Raw genomic sequence first — 15,608 nt, 5'->3', positions numbered from 1 at the left:
GGCAACACATGTGTCATGGCTTCTCGCAGTAAACACCGCTATTGGCCACCTTGCTAAATCAAGCGAACATGACGGGCCAGGTTGGCTGGCCCGCCGTCAATCCGAAGACTACATCCCTCAATTACGTCTGAATTCCCGGTTTCTTCTTCAACAAATACACCCCGATTCCCATTCCCAACACACACAAAATCGCCACGTACCACGCCGGCCCCATCGGGTTGGCAGCGAACATCAGGCTGACGACCATAGGCGTTAAACCGCCAAAGATGGCGTACGCCAGGTTGTAGGAAAACGACAGCCCGGAGAAGCGAACCACCGGCGGGAAGGCCTTGACCATCACGAAGGGCACGGCACCGATAGTGCCGACAAACAAACCAGTGATGGCATAGAGCGGATACAGCAGATCCGGGTGCGTGCCGATCATGTGGTAGAAGGTCCACGAACTCACCAGCAGACCAAGCGAGCCGAACAGGAACACCAGGCCCGCGCCAACTCGATCCGCCAGCGCGCCAGCCCCGATACACCCCAGACTCAGCAAGACAATGGCGAGGCTGTTGGCTTTCAGGGTATCGGCAGGTGCGAAACCATAGGCCTTTTGCAGCAGGGTCGGGGTCATCAGGATAACCACCACCACACCGGCAGAGAGCAGCCAGGTCAGGAGCATCGACAGCACAACGGCGCCACGGTGATCGCGCAGGACTGCCTTGAGCGGCACTTCGTCAGCCAGCTGCTTGCGCAGCTGAAGCTCGGCAAATACCGGGGTTTCGTGCAGCCAGCGGCGCAGGTAAACCGACATCAGACCGAAGACACCACCGAGCAGGAAAGGAATCCGCCAGGCGTAGTCCGATACTTCAACGGGCGAGTACACGCTGTTGATCCAGGTAGCGACCAGCGAGCCGAGCAAAATCCCGGCCGTCAGGCCGGACGTGAGGGTACCGCAGGCGTAACCGACGTTACGGGCGGGAACGTGTTCGGAAACGAATACCCACGCGCCAGGCACTTCGCCACCAATCGCGGCGCCTTGAATCACGCGCATCAGCAGCAGCAACATCGGCGCCCAGATGCCGATCTGCGCGTACGTTGGCAGCAGGCCCATGATCAGCGTCGGCACGGCCATCAGGAAAATGCTCAGGGTGAACATTTTCTTGCGGCCCAACAGGTCACCAAAGTGCGCCATGACGATGCCGCCCAGCGGCCGAGCCAGATAACCGGCGGCAAAAATGCCAAACGTTTGCATCAAACGTAGCCATTCGGGCATATCTACGGGGAAAAACAGCTTGCCTACTACTGCTGCAAAGAACACGAAAATGATGAAGTCGTAGAACTCCAACGCTCCGCCCAGGGCAGACAGTGAAAGGGTTTTGTAATCGTTACGGTTCAGCGGGCGCGAAGGCTGTGTGGCGCTTAAAGGCACAGAGGACATGACAATGGCTTCTCTTTTGAGGCTCTCTTTGGGCGAAAAATCAACGGTGACTCAACCGTGGGTAACGGCTTCACACGCGATTTCTCGACTCGAAAAGTTAATCGGGCATCAAAATTGCGTGCCAAAAATGGCGTAGTGCGCCAGGTCGGTCCGGCACGATAGCAAATTGCGTACAAATGCACATGGATTGCAATGACGCGAAGGCATCATGAAAAAGCGGCGGTCGTGTCAAGACGGCGCGCTCGATATACTTGCCGGCCGCGACTCAACCGGGCTCTTCAGGGAAGTTGTGCGAAGCCATTTGCCCAAGTCGTTTTCGCAGAGTTTCCCTTTAAACAAAATGAAGACTTAGTAGAGTCATGGGTCAGAGGGACCCAATAATGATTGAGCTCGAACAAGAAGATCCGATACCGCAGGGCGATCTTGCCCTGCAGATTACCGCCCTGCCCCGCGAAACCAACGGCTTCGGCGATATTTTCGGCGGCTGGCTGGTTTCCCAGATGGACCTCGCCGGTACTGCCATGGCGAGCAAGGTGGCCGGAGGACGTGTGGCGACTGTAGCCATCGACCGCATGGCGTTCCTGGTGCCCGTCGCGGTGGGGGCGCAGTTGTCGTTCTATACCCAGACCCTGGAAATCGGCCGCAGCTCGATTCAGATGATGGTCGAGGTGTGGAGCGATGATCCACTGTCCAGCGAATGGCGCAAGGTGACCGAAGCGGTGTTCGTTTTTGTCGCCATCGACGGCAGCGGCCGTACCCGCTCGGTGCCTGCCCGACGCTGATCCTTAAGCCCGGGTGGGCCGATGTGCCCGCCCTTGGCTTTGCGCAACAAACTCATCAAGCTTGGCGCAGTCTGATTCAGTCACTGTCCTTCGAGTGAGAACCCCTATGCCTACGTCAAACGTCGAATCCTTCCAGCTCGGTGAGCTTAACTGCTGGCGCATCCGCCACGGCCAGGCCGAGCTGGTGATCGCCCAGCAAGGCGCTCATATCATCAGTTACCAGGTGGACGGCGATAAGCCGCTGATCTGGTCCAACCCGGGGGCGTTGTTCAAATCGGGTAAGCCTATTCGCGGCGGGATGCCCATCTGCTGGCCGTGGTTTGGCAATTTGCAGCGCAATCCACAAAGCGTGCAGGCCATGCGCGAGAGCGACGAACAGGCAAAGGCCCACGGTGAAGTCCGGGCGATCGGCTGGGAGTTGATGGGCGTGGGTGAGGACGGCGACGCATTGATCGTCGAATTCATCCAGCCCCAGGCCGAAGGGCATTTGCCGGGCTGGCCGCACGCCGTTGGCCTGAAGCTGCACATCCGCCTGGATGCCGCGCTGAATGTCAGTCTGGTGAGCTTCAACGCTGGAGCAGAAGACGTCACGCTCAGCCAGGCGCTGCACAGTTATTTCGCGGTGAGCGACGTGGCCCAGATCAGCATCGAAGGGCTGGATGGCGTCGAGTACCTGAACACACTGGAGAGCTGGGACACCCAGAACGTCCAGGTGGGTGACATTACGTTCACTGGCGAGACGGACCGGATTTATCAGGACACGCCTAACCTGATCTCAGTGGTCGACCCGACATGGGAACGCCGTATTCAGATTCAGACGGCGGGTTCGCAATCGGCCATCGTCTGGAACCCGTGGATCGACAAGACCCTGACCTTCGACGATATGCAGGCTGATGGCTGGAAGAGCATGGTATGCGTTGAGACAGCCAACGTCATGACTGACGTCGTGACGCTCAAACCGGGTGATATGCACGCGCTGAGCGTCAGCATCTGGGCCGAGCCGTTGGCAGAAGCCTGACGGTAAGCGCTACAGCCAGTCTCACTGAAGGCACGCAGTCTACAAGGACCGGCATTAGCCTGGAAGGGGCCGGTTTGAGCACCATCAATTTTGTGGTGCAACACCCGACGTCTTCCCGGCTAAAGCCAGTCCTACAGTGCGTCGAGCCGGTCCCATCGGGATCTGTGCGCGGCGCCAGTCCCTACAAATCCGCCTCAACCACCACACGCACTTTCGATGCATCCAGCGCGTAGGCGGCGTCGGCGAGATCATTGCTGACCTTCTCGACCTTTAAGGTGCCGACGACCCACAACGGTGTGTAAATGTCGGAGATTTTCAGGCCTTTCGGATAGCGCACCAGCACCAGCTGATTCGGCGGCGGTGGCGGCACGTGGATGCAGGCGCCCGGGTACGGGACGAGGAAGAACAGCGTGCTGTGGCCTTTCGCATCAGTCTCCAGCGGCACCGGATAGCCACCCAGGCGGATGGTTTTGTCGTTCATCGACGCGACGGTTTTGGTGGAGTACATGACGGCAGGCAAGCCCTTGCTCTGCTTCAACCCGCCCTTGCTGTCGAACGTTCCCTGACCTTCCGGCGAGTTGTGGTCGATTTCGGGCATGGATTCGAGGGCTTTCTGATCCGACTTCGGCATCAGTTCGAGCCAGTCGGTTTCGGGTAATTCAGCGGCGCGTACCAGTCCGCAGACCAGCAGCAGTGAAACGAAAAGGAGATGACGCATTGGAGATGCTCGGCGGGAGGAGTTGAGTGCCGGGCATTCTAGCCCTCCGCGCAGCAATAGCGCAGAGGGCCAGCGGTGCTTAACGCTTTTTAATCATGCCGTAGATCACCAGCAGGATGATCGCGCCGACGAGCGCACCGAGGAAACCTGCACCCTCACCTGCGCGATAGATACCCAGCGCCTGACCACCATAAGTGGCGGCCAGCGAGCCACAGATGCCGAGCAGGATGGTCATGATCCAGCCCATGCTGTCGTCGCCTGGCTTCAGGAAGCGCGCCAGCAGACCTACGATCAAGCCGATGAAGATGGTTCCGATGATTCCCATGCCATGTCCCTCTGTTTGAATGAATATGCCAATAGCCTAGCTAGCTATCGGCAACACGCTATGAGAGGGGCAGCGGTGGCGAATGGTTCAACAGGATGTGCAGGACACCGCTGTGATCAGTTTTTGATCAAGGCTTCGACCCGTTTCACCTGACGATCCAGCGTTGCGCGATCTTTGCTGCGCACGGTGGCGTGGCCGACCTTGCGCCCGGCCTTGAAGGCTTTGCCGTAGTGGTGCAGATGGCAATCTTCGACGGCGATGACCTGATCCACTGCCGGCACTTCACCGATGAAATTGAGCATCGCGCTTTCGCCGACCTTGGCCGTCGAACCCAACGGCAGACCGGCAACAGCGCGCAGATGGTTCTCGAACTGGCTGCACTCGGCGCCTTCGGTGGTCCAGTGGCCCGAGTTGTGGACGCGCGGGGCGATCTCGTTGGCTTTCAGGCCGCCATCGACTTCGAAGAACTCAAAGGCCAGCACCCCTACATAATCCAGCTGCTTGAGCACGCGACCGGCGTAATCCTCAGCCAGCACCTGCAGCGGGTGATCGGTGCTGGCGATGGACAGGCGCAGAATGCCGCTGTCATGGGTGTTGTGAACCAACGGATAGAACCGGGTTTCGCCATCACGGGCGCGTACGGTGATCAGCGAGACTTCGCCGGTGAACGGCACAAAGCCCTCCAGCAGGCACGGCACGCTGCCCAGTTCGGCGAAGGTGCCGCTCACGTCTTCAGGGGTGCGCAGGACTTTCTGGCCCTTGCCGTCATAACCCAGCGTGCGGGTTTTCAACACGGCCGGCAGACCGATGCTGGCCACCGCAGCGTCCAGATCCGCCTGGGACTGGATGTCAGCGAACGCTGGCGTCGGGATGCCGAGGTCCTTGAACATGCTTTTTTCAAACCAGCGATCGCGGGCGATCCGCAGTGCTTCGGCACTCGGGTAAACCGGCACGAACTGCGACAGGAAAGCGACGGTTTCAGCCGGCACGCTTTCAAATTCGAAGGTGACCAGATCAACGTCATTCGCCAGCAGGCGCAGGTGTTCCTGATCGCCGTAATCGGCGAGCAGGTGTTCGCCAAGGGCAGCGGCGCAGGCGTCCGGTGCAGGGTCAAGGAAGGCGAAGTTCATCCCCAGCGGAGTGCCCGCCAGTGCCAACATGCGACCCAACTGGCCGCCACCGATTACGCCGATCTTCATGAAAACCTCAGGCCTCGCGTGGGTCTGGATTGTCCAGAACGCTGTCTGTCTGCTCAGCGCGGAATGTCTTCAGCACTGCGTGGAAGTGTGGGTGCTTGGCGCCCAGAATACTGGCCGACAACAGCGCAGCGTTGATCGCGCCTGCTTTGCCGATGGCCAGGGTCGCGACCGGAATGCCGGCAGGCATCTGCACGATGGAGAGCAATGAATCGACGCCCGACAGCATGGAAGACTGAACCGGGACACCCAGAACGGGCAGATGAGTCTTGGCAGCGCACATGCCTGGCAGGTGAGCGGCGCCACCGGCGCCGGCGATGATCACCTCGATGCCACGGCCTTCGGCTTCTTCAGCGTACTTGAACAGCAGATCGGGCGTGCGGTGCGCCGAAACCACTTTGATTTCGTACGGAATGCCGAGCTTTTCAAGCATGTCGGCGGTGTGGCTAAGGGTGGACCAATCGGACTTGGAGCCCATGATCACGCCAACCAGTGCGCTCATCGTCGTGCCTCTCATCGGGCGCCCGCAGGCGCGGCTAAAAACAACAAGCCACGCGGGAGGACCGGCGTGGCTTGTTGTACAAATGATGACCAGTCGAACCGGCCGAAGGCCGCGGAGTATACCGCAAAGATCCTCGTTTGACAGACTGCCGGCGACCTCCCGTCAGCCAACCAGAACGGCCCGTACAAGCCCGGATTTGCTGACTTCGAGGTCAAGCGGCAGGCGAGGTGCCGCCGGCTTCAAGTTTGCGCCACAACAGCCGGACATTGGCCTTGCGAACCAAGGCGCAGCGGTACAGCCGAATCTCCAGCGGGACGTGCCACTGAGTGCCGCCGCAGATCACCAGCTCTCCCCGTTCGAGCTCCGCCGTCACGCTCAGCCTTGGCACCCATGCGATCCCCAACCCCTGCAACGCCATGCCCTTGAGGCTGTCGGCCATTGCCGTTTCGTAAATCGTCGTGAAGCGCACGCTGCGCTGGCGCAACAGCAGGTTCACCGAGCGACCCAGAAACGCACCTGCGCTGTACGCCAGCAGCGGCACGCTCTGCTCCCCTTCCAGGTCGAACAGCGGCCGTCCCTCTTCGTCCGTCGAGCAGACCGGCAGCATTTCGGTCACGCCCAGATGCAACGACGGGAAGATCTCGGCGTCCATTTGCAGCGCCGCGTCGGGGTCGTAGAACGCCAGCATCAGATCGCAGCCGCCTTCGCGCAGCGCGTGCACCGCGTCACCGACGTTGGTGGCGACCAGGCGTGTGGCAATGTTCAGCCCTTCGTTGCGCAATTGCGCGATCCAGCGGGGAAAAAAACTCAGTGCCAGCGAGTGCGCCGCAGCGATCTGCATGACCTCGCCCTGCCCGCTCTCCAGATGGTGCAAATGACGCAGCACTTCGCCGAGCTGGTCGACCACCGTGCGCGCGGTGACGAGGAATAACTGCCCCGCCGCTGTCAGTTCGATCGGCGTGCGCGAGCGATTGACGAGCGTCAGCCCCAAGGCTGCTTCGAGGCTGCGAATGCGCCGGCTGAAAGCCGGTTGCGTGACGAACCGACGCTCCGCTGCCTGGGAAAAACTGCGGGTCGCGGCCAGCGCACTGAAGTCTTCCAGCCATTTGCTTTCCAGGTTCATCGTTTCTCCAACCTAAAAGAAGTTACGCATACGCAGGCGCAAACGGGAGCGTCATACACTGATTCACACGCTTGCAACAATCCCCACGTCACCACGGCATTATGCCGATTGCGCATAGGGCAGCGTTTTACAGCATTGGTCCAGAATAGCCTACAGGCCTAGTATCAAGGGCGTTCCGGCTTAGTCCGTGCCCATCTTGAGACTTTCTCTATCATGTCCTCCGCTGCATCATTTCGCATCGAAAAAGACTTGCTTGGCGTTCTCGAAGTACCCGCTGAAGCGTATTACGGCATCCAGACCCTGCGCGCAGTGCATAACTTCCGCCTCTCTGGCGTTCCGCTTTCGCACTACCCAAAGCTGGTCGTAGCGCTGGCGATGGTCAAGCAGGCAGCAGCGGACGCAAACCATCAGCTGGGCCATTTGAGCAACGAGAAACATGCGGGCATCAGCGAAGCCTGCGCGCGACTGATCCGCGGTGATTTCCACGATCAGTTCGTCGTCGACATGATTCAAGGCGGCGCCGGCACCTCCACCAACATGAACGCCAACGAAGTCATCGCCAACATCGCGCTCGAAGCGATGGGCCATGCCAAAGGCGAATACACATTCCTGCACCCGAACAACGACGTGAACATGGCGCAGTCCACCAACGACGCCTACCCGACGGCCATTCGCCTGGGTCTGCTGTTGGGCCACGACGCGCTGCTCGCCAGCCTCGACAGCCTGATTCAGGCGTTCGCGGCCAAAGGCCACGAGTTCAACCACGTGTTGAAAATGGGTCGTACCCAACTGCAAGACGCGGTGCCAATGACCCTGGGTCAGGAATTCCGCGCCTTCGCCACCACCTTGACAGAAGACCTCAACCGCCTGCGCAGCCTGGCCCCTGAGCTGCTGACCGAAGTTAACCTCGGCGGCACTGCCATCGGTACCGGCATCAACGCCGACCCTGGTTATCAGCACCTGGCCGTTCAGCGTCTGGCGACCATCAGCGGCCAGCCGCTGGTGCCGGCTGCGGACCTGATCGAAGCCACGTCCGACATGGGTGCTTTCGTGCTGTTCTCCGGGATGCTCAAGCGCACCGCGGTCAAGCTGTCGAAGATCTGCAACGACCTGCGCCTGCTCTCCAGCGGCCCGCGCACCGGCATCAACGAAATCAACCTCCCTGCCCGTCAGCCAGGCAGCTCGATCATGCCGGGCAAGGTGAATCCGGTGATTCCGGAGGCGGTGAACATGTGCGCCTTTGAAATCATGGGCAACGACCTGGCGCTGACCATCGCGGCCGAAGGCGGTCAATTGCAGTTGAACGTGATGGAGCCGTTGATCGCCTACAAGATCTTCGACTCGATTCGCCTGCTGCAGCGCGCCATGGACATGCTGCGCGAGCACTGCATCGTCGGCATTACCGCCAACGAAGTGCGCTGCCGTGAGCTGGTCGAGCACTCGATCGGCCTCGTCACTGCGCTGAACCCGTACATCGGCTACGAAAACGCCACTCGCATTGCCCGTATCGCGCTCGAAACAGGCCGTGGCGTGCTGGAGCTGGTGCGTGAAGAGGGCTTGCTGGACGACGTCATGCTGGCGGACATCCTGCGCCCCGAGAACATGATTGCGCCGCGGCTCGTGCCCTTGAAGGCTTGATCGTCCGGCTCTGCAGCACTTGCAACATGATCACCAGGCTGAGGGTCTAGACACCCCTCACCCTTTTGAGGGCCGGGAGCACACGCTTCCAGGCCCTTTTTTTTGCCCAGTGTCATATGGGCTTGATGCAAACCGGATAAAGACTCCAATAACGCGCGCCGGTATAGTGCGCACCCTCTAAGAAAGCGAGGAAACACCAATGCTTGAAGTCATCAACGACTTCCTCTCGGGAAAAGTACTGATCGTGCTCATTGTTGGGCTCGGTGGATATTTCACGATTCGCTCGCGTTTCGTTCAGTTCCGTCACTTCTTTCACATGTTCGCGGTGTTCCGCGACAGTCTGCGCAGCAGCGCGGGCCAGTTGAGTTCATTTCAGGCCTTGATGCTGAGCCTTGCCGGCCGTGTTGGCGCCGGCAACATCGCAGGCGTCGGCATTGCCGTGACCCTGGGTGGCCCCGGCGCAGTGTTCTGGATGTGGGTCACTGCCCTTGTCGGCATGGCGAGCAGCTTTTTCGAATGCTCCCTCGGCCAACTGTACAAACGCTGCGACGCCGAAGGCCAGTTCCGCGGCGGTCCGTCGTATTACATTCAGCACGGGCTGGGCAAACGCTGGCTGGGCATGATCATGGCGGTGTTGTTGCTGGTGACCTTCGGTTTTGCCTTCAACGGCCTGCAATCCCACGCCGTGACCCACTCGCTCAACGACGCCTTCAAGATCTCGCCAGGCTACGCCGGCGTCGGTCTGGCGATTCTGCTGGGTCTGGTGTTCGTCGGCGGGATCAAGCGCATCGCCAAGGTCGCCGACCTGCTGGTGCCGATCAAGACGCTGGTCTATATCGCCGTCACGCTGTATGTCATCGGCGTGCAGTTCGAACACGTTCCGCACATGCTGATGACCATTGTCAAAAGCGCGTTCGGCATGGATGAAGTGTTTGGTGGCCTGATCGGCAGCGCCATTGTCATGGGCGTCAAACGTGGCGTCTTCGCCAACGAAGCCGGGCTGGGCAGTGCGCCCAACGTTGCAGCGGTCGCTCAGGTCGAGCACCCGGTTGCACAGGGTGTGGTTCAGGCGTTCAGCGTATTCCTCGACACTTTCGTCATCTGCACCTGCACCGCGCTGCTGATCCTGCTGTCGGGTTTCTACACGCCTGGCTTCGAAGGCGATGGTATTGCCCTGACGCAGAACTCCCTCGCCGCCGTCGTCGGTGACTGGGGCAGACTGTTCATCAGCGTGGCGCTGGCGCTGTTCGTGTTCACCTCCATCCTCTACAACTACTACCTGGGCGAAAACAGCCTGCGCTTCCTGCTGGGCGAGAACCGCAAGGCGATCTTCTTCTATCGCGTATTGGTCCTTGCGCTGATTCTGTGGGGCGCCGTTGAAGATCTGGGCACGGTGTTCGCCTTCGCCGACATCACCATGACGCTGCTGGCCTTCGTCAACCTGATCGCGTTGGCGATGCTGTTCAAAATCGCGCTGCGGGTGTTGAACGACTACGATGCCCAGCGTAAAGCCGGCATCAAGACGCCAGTCTTCGACTCCAGCCAGTTCCCCGATCTGGACCTGGACCTGAAAGCCTGGCCAAAGCCTGATGCCGCTCAGCCTGCGGCCCACGCGCAAGCGATCAGCGGCAAACCCGTCGCGGACCCGCGTTGATCATTTGAACGTTAATCCAGGGAGACAGGCATGAACCGCGAAAACCACGCATCAGCCCGCCAGGTGATGGTGCTGTATACCGGTGGAACTATCGGCATGCAGGCCAGCGAAAACGGGCTGGCACCCGCTTCCGGCTTTGAAGCGCGCATGGCTGAGCAACTGGCTGCACTGCCCGAAATGGTCGTGCCGCAGTGGACGTTCCGCGAAATGTCTCCCCTGATCGACAGCGCCAACATGACGCCCGCCTACTGGCAGCGCTTGCGTGAGGCGGTGGTCGAGGCAATTGAAGCGCAAGGTTGCGATGCCGTGCTGATCCTGCACGGCACCGACACCCTGGCCTACAGCGCAGCGGCCATGAGCTTTCAACTGTTGGGCCTGAATGCCCCTGTGGTGTTCACCGGCTCCATGCTGCCAGCGGGGGTTCCCGACAGCGATGCCTGGGAAAACGTCAACGGCGCCTTGCAGGCGTTGGGTCACGGGCTCGCCTCGGGGGTGCATCTGTACTTCCACGGCGAGCTGCTCGAGCCCACTCGTTGCGCGAAGATCCGCAGCTTCGGCCGTAATCCGTTCGCGGCACTTAATCGCGCTCGGGGTGGTGAGGCCGCATCGGCGTTGCCAGCGGCACTGGATTATCGTCAGCCCAGGCAACTGGCGAACGTCGCCGTGCTGCCCCTGTTTCCCGGCATTGGCGCCGCTCAGCTCGACGGTCTGATCGACAGCGGTATTCAGGGTCTTGTGTTGGAATGCTTCGGCAGCGGCACGGGCCCCAGCGATAACGCCGACTTTCTTGCCAGCCTGCGGCGTGCGCACCGGCAAGGCGTCGTCGTCGTGGCGATTACCCAATGCCACGAAGGCGGCGTCGAACTGGATGTGTATGAGGCCGGCAGTCGTCTGCGCGGTGTCGGCGTGCTGTCCGGCGGCGGCATGACCCGCGAAGCTGCGTTCGGCAAGCTGCATGCACTGTTGGGGGCTGGACTAAATGGGGATGACGTGCGGCGGTTGGTGGAGCTGGATGTGTGTGGGGAATTGCGCTGAGCGACTAGCGCCGCTCAGATGATGGACTGCAGGCCTTTGTCGGCGATGACATTCAGCAATTTCAACGCAGGTCCTGCAGGACGGCTATCGCCCTGTTCCCATTTGCGTACCGTTGAAGCTGTAGTGTTAAGGTGCAGCGCGAATACAGGCTGGCTGAAATTCAACGCCAGCCTCAAGTTCCGTATATCCCCAGGGCTAAGCTCCCGGACGGGTGCTGGGCATATCGACTCAAACTCGCGCAGGGTGATCTTGCCCACAGCGCCTTCCGCATAAAGCTCGGCGATATCTGCCCGTAGCGCCTCAATGATTTTACTGGTCACAGTGAACCTCCTCTAACGTTCCAGCCCGCAAAGCCAACACCATTGCATCCTCGGGCAGGCCGAGAAAAACTTTGCCCGCATAGCGCAGAGCCTTCTTTTCCTCAGCCGTAATATTTGCTCGGGCGCTTTTCGCAAAACCGATCAGAAACACGTAGCTGTCTCCCGACCTCGCGGATAGCAGGGTACGATAACCGCTGCTCTTCCCTCCGCCGGACCGGGCGACTCGCTTCTTGTACAAGCTTCCTCCCAAATCCGCGTCGACCAAACCCTCTTCCATCTCTGCAACTGCATCGCAGAGCGCGTTGTCGGAAAGATTTTCGCCAGCTTGCCACTTTGCGAAATCCCTTCGCTTCAGCACCATCATCCGATCACCTGATTCTGAGTGTATACCCGTTACGGGTATGATTTATGTCGATAGGGCCATGACTCCGCCCAACGGCTTTAACCATAGTCAACATAGATCAGCAGCACGGGGATAAACGTCACCAGGTGATACAGCTCGCCGACGTCTTACGCCATTTCACATCCGGTAGCGGCTCGCTAATTCAAAACGTCCCACGCTATGTAGCATTTAATGCTGACCTCGCAGAGCCGGGACGCAGGGAATATCTAGATCTACGAATAAGCCACTTCAACCGGCCGCTTATCCATCGCGTCCTGCAGCATCGAATTCAGATTGCCGGAGATGTTTTCGCACAGCGCTTTCATCTGGATCTCGTGCTCGGAGGCTTTGAACGGGCTTTGCAGGTCGGTGCCGATTTTCTCGATTGCCAGCAGCATGAAGCCCACCACGGTGGACGCCAGCGGCGTGAACCATCCCAGCGTGTCTACCAGGCCGATCGGCACAATGATGCAGAACAGCGTGATGAACAGGCGCGGAAACGTCACGTAGGGGTAAGGCAACGGCGTATTGGCGATGCGCTCCATTCCGCCCTGATTATTGGAAATTTCCACCAGCGTCGCTTCGAGGCGCTCCAGACGGATGCTGTCCAGGCGGCCGGCCTTGTATTCCTGCGCGATGATCGCGGCAGACTCATTGAGAATCGCGTTGGGGAAGTTGTTGGTGCGGGTACGGCGCTCGTACTCTTCCCGGGAAATCATCGCGGTCACCTGCTCGGCGCAATCGCTGCCCTTCAAATGGGCCGAGAGGCATTCGACGTAAGCCACGTGACGGCGCAGCAGTGTGGCCTTGACCGGGTTCAGGCCGTCCTCGTCATCAATGAACGTCAGCACCTGCCGGGCGAAACTGCGGGAGTTATTCACCAGCGCGCCCCATAACGTGCGCGCTTCCCACCAGCGGTTGTATGCGCTCGTGTTGCGGAAGCTGGTCAGCACCACCAGCGCAGAACCCAGCAGAGTCAGTGGCATCGATGGCAGGGTGATCTTGCGATCCAGAAACAGCATGAAGTCGGCGGTGACGACAACGTCCCAGATCAGCAGCCAGAACAAGGACCAACCGATGTAGGTAAACGTCCGGATCATTGTCCGGTACTTCTTGACGATAAATTCCTGCAAAAGCCACCCCCGTCGCAATACGTTGAATCAGTCGGCAAAGGCTCGACCCACAGCTTCGAATACCTGCAGGCAAGTTCGTTCGTTACGACCACAGGCTAAATGTAACCAATTACTCTAGGAAAGCTGAATCGGTTCTCCCCCGAGCCGGCTGACAGATTGTTCATGGAACGATAACGCCCTCCCTGTGCTCAACACCTATCTGGATGTTTCAGCTACCCGTCACGAGGAGAACGTTAATGAGCTCGTCTGCCAATACTCCCTCCACCGAACGATCAGGCGCTGCGCGCACGTTCACGCCGCACACCGACCGCGACCAACTGACCATCAATACCATTCGCACCCTGGCCATGGATGCCGTGCAGAAAGCCAATTCCGGCCACCCCGGCACGCCTATGGCGCTGGCACCTGTCGGCTACACGCTGTGGAAAGATTTCCTGCGTTATCACCCGGAACACCCTGACTGGCCAAACCGGGACCGCTTTGTGCTATCGGTCGGCCACGCTTCGATGCTGCTTTATTCGCTGCTGCACCTGGCAGGTGTGATCGAGATCGACGAGCACGGCAAACCATCGGGCAAGCCTGCGGTGAGCCTCGAGGACATCAAGCAGTTTCGTCAGATGGACTCCAAAACTCCGGGCCATCCTGAATACCGCATGACCACCGGCGTAGAGACCACCACTGGCCCGCTGGGCCAAGGCTGCGCCAACAGCGTCGGCATGGCGATGGGCGAGCGCTGGCTGGGCGAGCACTTCAACAAGCCCGGCGCTACGCTGTTCGATTACAGCGTTTACGTGCTGTGCGGCGATGGCGACATGATGGAAGGCGTCACCGCAGAAGCGGCTTCACTTGCCGGACATTTGAAGCTGTCGAACCTGTGCTGGATCTACGACAACAACACCATCAGCATCGAAGGCCATACCGAGCTGGCTTACAGCGACGATGTGCAGAAGCGTTTCGAGGGCTACGGCTGGAAAACCCTGCACGTCAAAGACGCCAACGACGCCAACGCCCTGGCAAAAGCGCTGCAGACCTTTCAGCAAACCAGCGATGCACCGACCTTGATCGTGGTTGACAGCATCATTGGCTTCGGTTCTCCCAATAAGCACAACACGTCTGCCGCCCACGGCGAACCGCTGGGCGATGACGAAATCAAGCTGACGAAAAAAGCCTACGGCTGGGATGAAAACAGCAGCTTCCTGGTGCCGGAAGATGCCCGCCATTGCCTGCGTGATGCATTGCTGGAGCGCGGCGGCAGCGATTACGACGCCTGGCTGGCGACCTTCAACCAGTTTGAAAAGGACCAGCCCGACCTCGCTGATCAGCTCAAGCGCATGCGTGCCGGTGAAATGCCCGAAGGCTGGCAGGACAAGGAGATGCGTTTTGAAGCGGACGCCAAAGGCATCGCCTCGCGCGCTTCCGGTGGCAAGGTGCTGAATGCATTTGCCGAGCAAATCCCTTGGCTGATCGGTGGCTCGGCCGACCTTTCGCCGTCGACCAAAACCAACCTGACGTTTGATGGGGCAGGCAGCTTCGAAGCAGGCAATTACGGCGGTCGAAACCTACACTTCGGTATCCGCGAACATGCCATGGGTTCCATTGCCAACGGTCTGGCTCTGTCATACATCCGCCCGTATACCTCGACCTTTCTGGTGTTCAGCGATTACATGAAGCCACCGATCCGTCTGGCGTCGATCATGGAATTGCCGGTTATCTTCGTATTTACCCATGACTCCATTGGCGTCGGCGAGGACGGCCCGACCCACCAGCCTATCGAGCAACTGACTCAGCTGCGTGCGACACCGGGTGTGCTGACGATTCGTCCGGGCGATGCCAACGAAACGGCCCAAGCCTGGAAAATTGCACTGGCGCAAACCAGCAGGCCGTCGTGCCTGGTGCTGTCGCGTCAGCCGCTGCCAACCCTTGATCGCTCGAAATACGCGAGCGCCGAGGGCTTAACCAAAGGCGCTTATGTGCTGGCCGATGCGGTGGAAGGCAAAGTGGACGTCATCCTGATCGCCACCGGCAGCGAGGTCGGCATGACCGTCGAGGCGTTCGAGAAGCTCAAAGCCGAGGGGGTCGCGGCGCGAGTGGTGTCGATGCCGAGCTGGGAACTGTTCGAGGATCAGGACAAGGCCTATCGCGACGGCGTGCTGCCGCCGGACGTTAAAGCCCGGGTGGTGGTGGAGCAGGCAGGGCCGGTGGGCTGGGATCGGTATGTCGGTCAGACCGGCGCGAAGATCGTGATGAACACCTTCGGTGCGTCGGCTCCCATCGACAAACTGCAGGCCAAATACGGATTCACGGCGGAAAACATCGCCAAGCGGGCGAAAGAGCAAATCGCCGGTTAAATCCTGCTTAA

General features: G+C 59.8%; 15 protein-coding genes. 6 read left to right on the top strand and 9 right to left on the bottom strand.

What is annotated here, in order from left to right; translation table 11 throughout:
* Nucleotides 1-121 precede the first annotated feature (121 nt).
* Nucleotides 122-1,423 (bottom strand): MFS transporter, encoded by a 1,302-nt coding sequence (locus IFT99_RS04655; RefSeq protein ID WP_192130640.1) that lies wholly within the window; start codon nucleotides 1,421-1,423, stop codon nucleotides 122-124.
* Nucleotides 1,424-1,803: 380 nt separating this feature from the next.
* Here IFT99_RS04655 and IFT99_RS04650 point away from each other — a divergent pair, with 380 nt between their 5' ends.
* Together IFT99_RS04650 and IFT99_RS04645 are read left to right on the top strand one after the other, a co-directional pair.
* A complete protein-coding gene (locus tag IFT99_RS04650; RefSeq protein WP_037016781.1) occupies nucleotides 1,804-2,205 on the top strand; it encodes an acyl-CoA thioesterase in 402 nt (133 codons plus the stop codon).
* A gap of 106 nt (nucleotides 2,206-2,311) precedes the next feature.
* Complete coding sequence (locus IFT99_RS04645; protein WP_192130639.1) at nucleotides 2,312-3,223, top strand: D-hexose-6-phosphate mutarotase; 912 nt, start codon at nucleotides 2,312-2,314, stop codon at nucleotides 3,221-3,223.
* 181 nt (nucleotides 3,224-3,404) lie between these two features.
* On the opposite strand, the gene IFT99_RS04640 is transcribed toward IFT99_RS04645, so the two are convergent.
* The 5 genes from IFT99_RS04640 to IFT99_RS04620 form a co-directional block, all read right to left on the bottom strand.
* A complete protein-coding gene (locus IFT99_RS04640; RefSeq protein ID WP_192130638.1) occupies nucleotides 3,405-3,941 on the bottom strand; it encodes a DUF3299 domain-containing protein in 537 nt (178 codons plus the stop codon).
* A 79-nt stretch (nucleotides 3,942-4,020) separates the two neighbouring features.
* A complete protein-coding gene (locus IFT99_RS04635; RefSeq protein WP_037016790.1) occupies nucleotides 4,021-4,266 on the bottom strand; it encodes a GlsB/YeaQ/YmgE family stress response membrane protein in 246 nt (81 codons plus the stop codon).
* A 116-nt stretch (nucleotides 4,267-4,382) separates the two neighbouring features.
* Entirely contained in the window at nucleotides 4,383-5,465 is a 1,083-nt protein-coding gene (locus IFT99_RS04630; protein ID WP_192130637.1) for a 5-(carboxyamino)imidazole ribonucleotide synthase, read from the bottom strand.
* Between the two features lie 7 nt (nucleotides 5,466-5,472).
* Complete coding sequence (gene purE / locus IFT99_RS04625; protein ID WP_192130636.1) at nucleotides 5,473-5,964, bottom strand: 5-(carboxyamino)imidazole ribonucleotide mutase; 492 nt, start codon at nucleotides 5,962-5,964, stop codon at nucleotides 5,473-5,475.
* A 211-nt stretch (nucleotides 5,965-6,175) separates the two neighbouring features.
* Complete coding sequence (locus IFT99_RS04620; protein WP_133773913.1) at nucleotides 6,176-7,087, bottom strand: LysR substrate-binding domain-containing protein; 912 nt, start codon at nucleotides 7,085-7,087, stop codon at nucleotides 6,176-6,178.
* Between the two features lie 213 nt (nucleotides 7,088-7,300).
* Between IFT99_RS04620 and IFT99_RS04615 the strand changes: the two genes are divergently transcribed.
* The 3 genes from IFT99_RS04615 (at nucleotide 7,301) to IFT99_RS04605 (ending at nucleotide 11,414) form a co-directional block, all read left to right on the top strand.
* Nucleotides 7,301-8,725: an aspartate ammonia-lyase gene (locus IFT99_RS04615; RefSeq protein ID WP_065988176.1), complete on the top strand. Its 1,425-nt coding sequence runs from the start codon at nucleotides 7,301-7,303 to the stop codon at nucleotides 8,723-8,725.
* A 199-nt stretch (nucleotides 8,726-8,924) separates the two neighbouring features.
* On the top strand, nucleotides 8,925-10,379 hold the full coding sequence (locus tag IFT99_RS04610; protein WP_192130635.1) for an alanine/glycine:cation symporter family protein: 1,455 nt from the start codon (nucleotides 8,925-8,927) through the stop codon (nucleotides 10,377-10,379).
* Nucleotides 10,380-10,409: 30 nt separating this feature from the next.
* Nucleotides 10,410-11,414, top strand: coding sequence for an asparaginase (locus IFT99_RS04605; RefSeq protein WP_192130634.1), 1,005 nt, complete (start codon nucleotides 10,410-10,412; stop codon nucleotides 11,412-11,414).
* A 14-nt stretch (nucleotides 11,415-11,428) separates the two neighbouring features.
* Here IFT99_RS04605 and IFT99_RS04600 read toward each other — a convergent pair whose 3' ends face one another.
* From IFT99_RS04600 to IFT99_RS04590, 3 genes are all read right to left on the bottom strand, one after another.
* The gene (locus tag IFT99_RS04600) at nucleotides 11,429-11,734 is read right to left on the bottom strand and encodes a helix-turn-helix domain-containing protein (protein WP_192130633.1); all 306 of its coding nucleotides are present in this window, start codon (nucleotides 11,732-11,734) and stop codon (nucleotides 11,429-11,431) included.
* Complete coding sequence (locus tag IFT99_RS04595; RefSeq protein WP_192130632.1) at nucleotides 11,724-12,098, bottom strand: type II toxin-antitoxin system RelE/ParE family toxin; 375 nt, start codon at nucleotides 12,096-12,098, stop codon at nucleotides 11,724-11,726. The genes IFT99_RS04600 and IFT99_RS04595 overlap by 11 nt, the downstream gene beginning before the upstream one ends.
* Before the next feature lie 251 nt (nucleotides 12,099-12,349).
* Nucleotides 12,350-13,216 (bottom strand): bestrophin family protein, encoded by an 867-nt coding sequence (locus IFT99_RS04590; RefSeq protein ID WP_410928314.1) that lies wholly within the window; start codon nucleotides 13,214-13,216, stop codon nucleotides 12,350-12,352.
* Between the two features lie 269 nt (nucleotides 13,217-13,485).
* Between IFT99_RS04590 and tkt the strand changes: the two genes are divergently transcribed.
* Nucleotides 13,486-15,597, top strand: coding sequence for a transketolase (tkt, locus tag IFT99_RS04585; RefSeq protein ID WP_192130631.1), 2,112 nt, complete (start codon nucleotides 13,486-13,488; stop codon nucleotides 15,595-15,597).
* Nucleotides 15,598-15,608 lie beyond the last annotated feature (11 nt).

The sequence above is a fragment of the Pseudomonas sp. CFBP 8772 genome, assembly GCF_014841665.1.
In the GTDB taxonomy this organism is placed as follows: domain Bacteria; phylum Pseudomonadota; class Gammaproteobacteria; order Pseudomonadales; family Pseudomonadaceae; genus Aquipseudomonas; species Aquipseudomonas graminis_B.
Note: the sequence above shows the minus strand (reverse complement) of the source record. Positions and strands in the feature narration are given on the sequence as shown.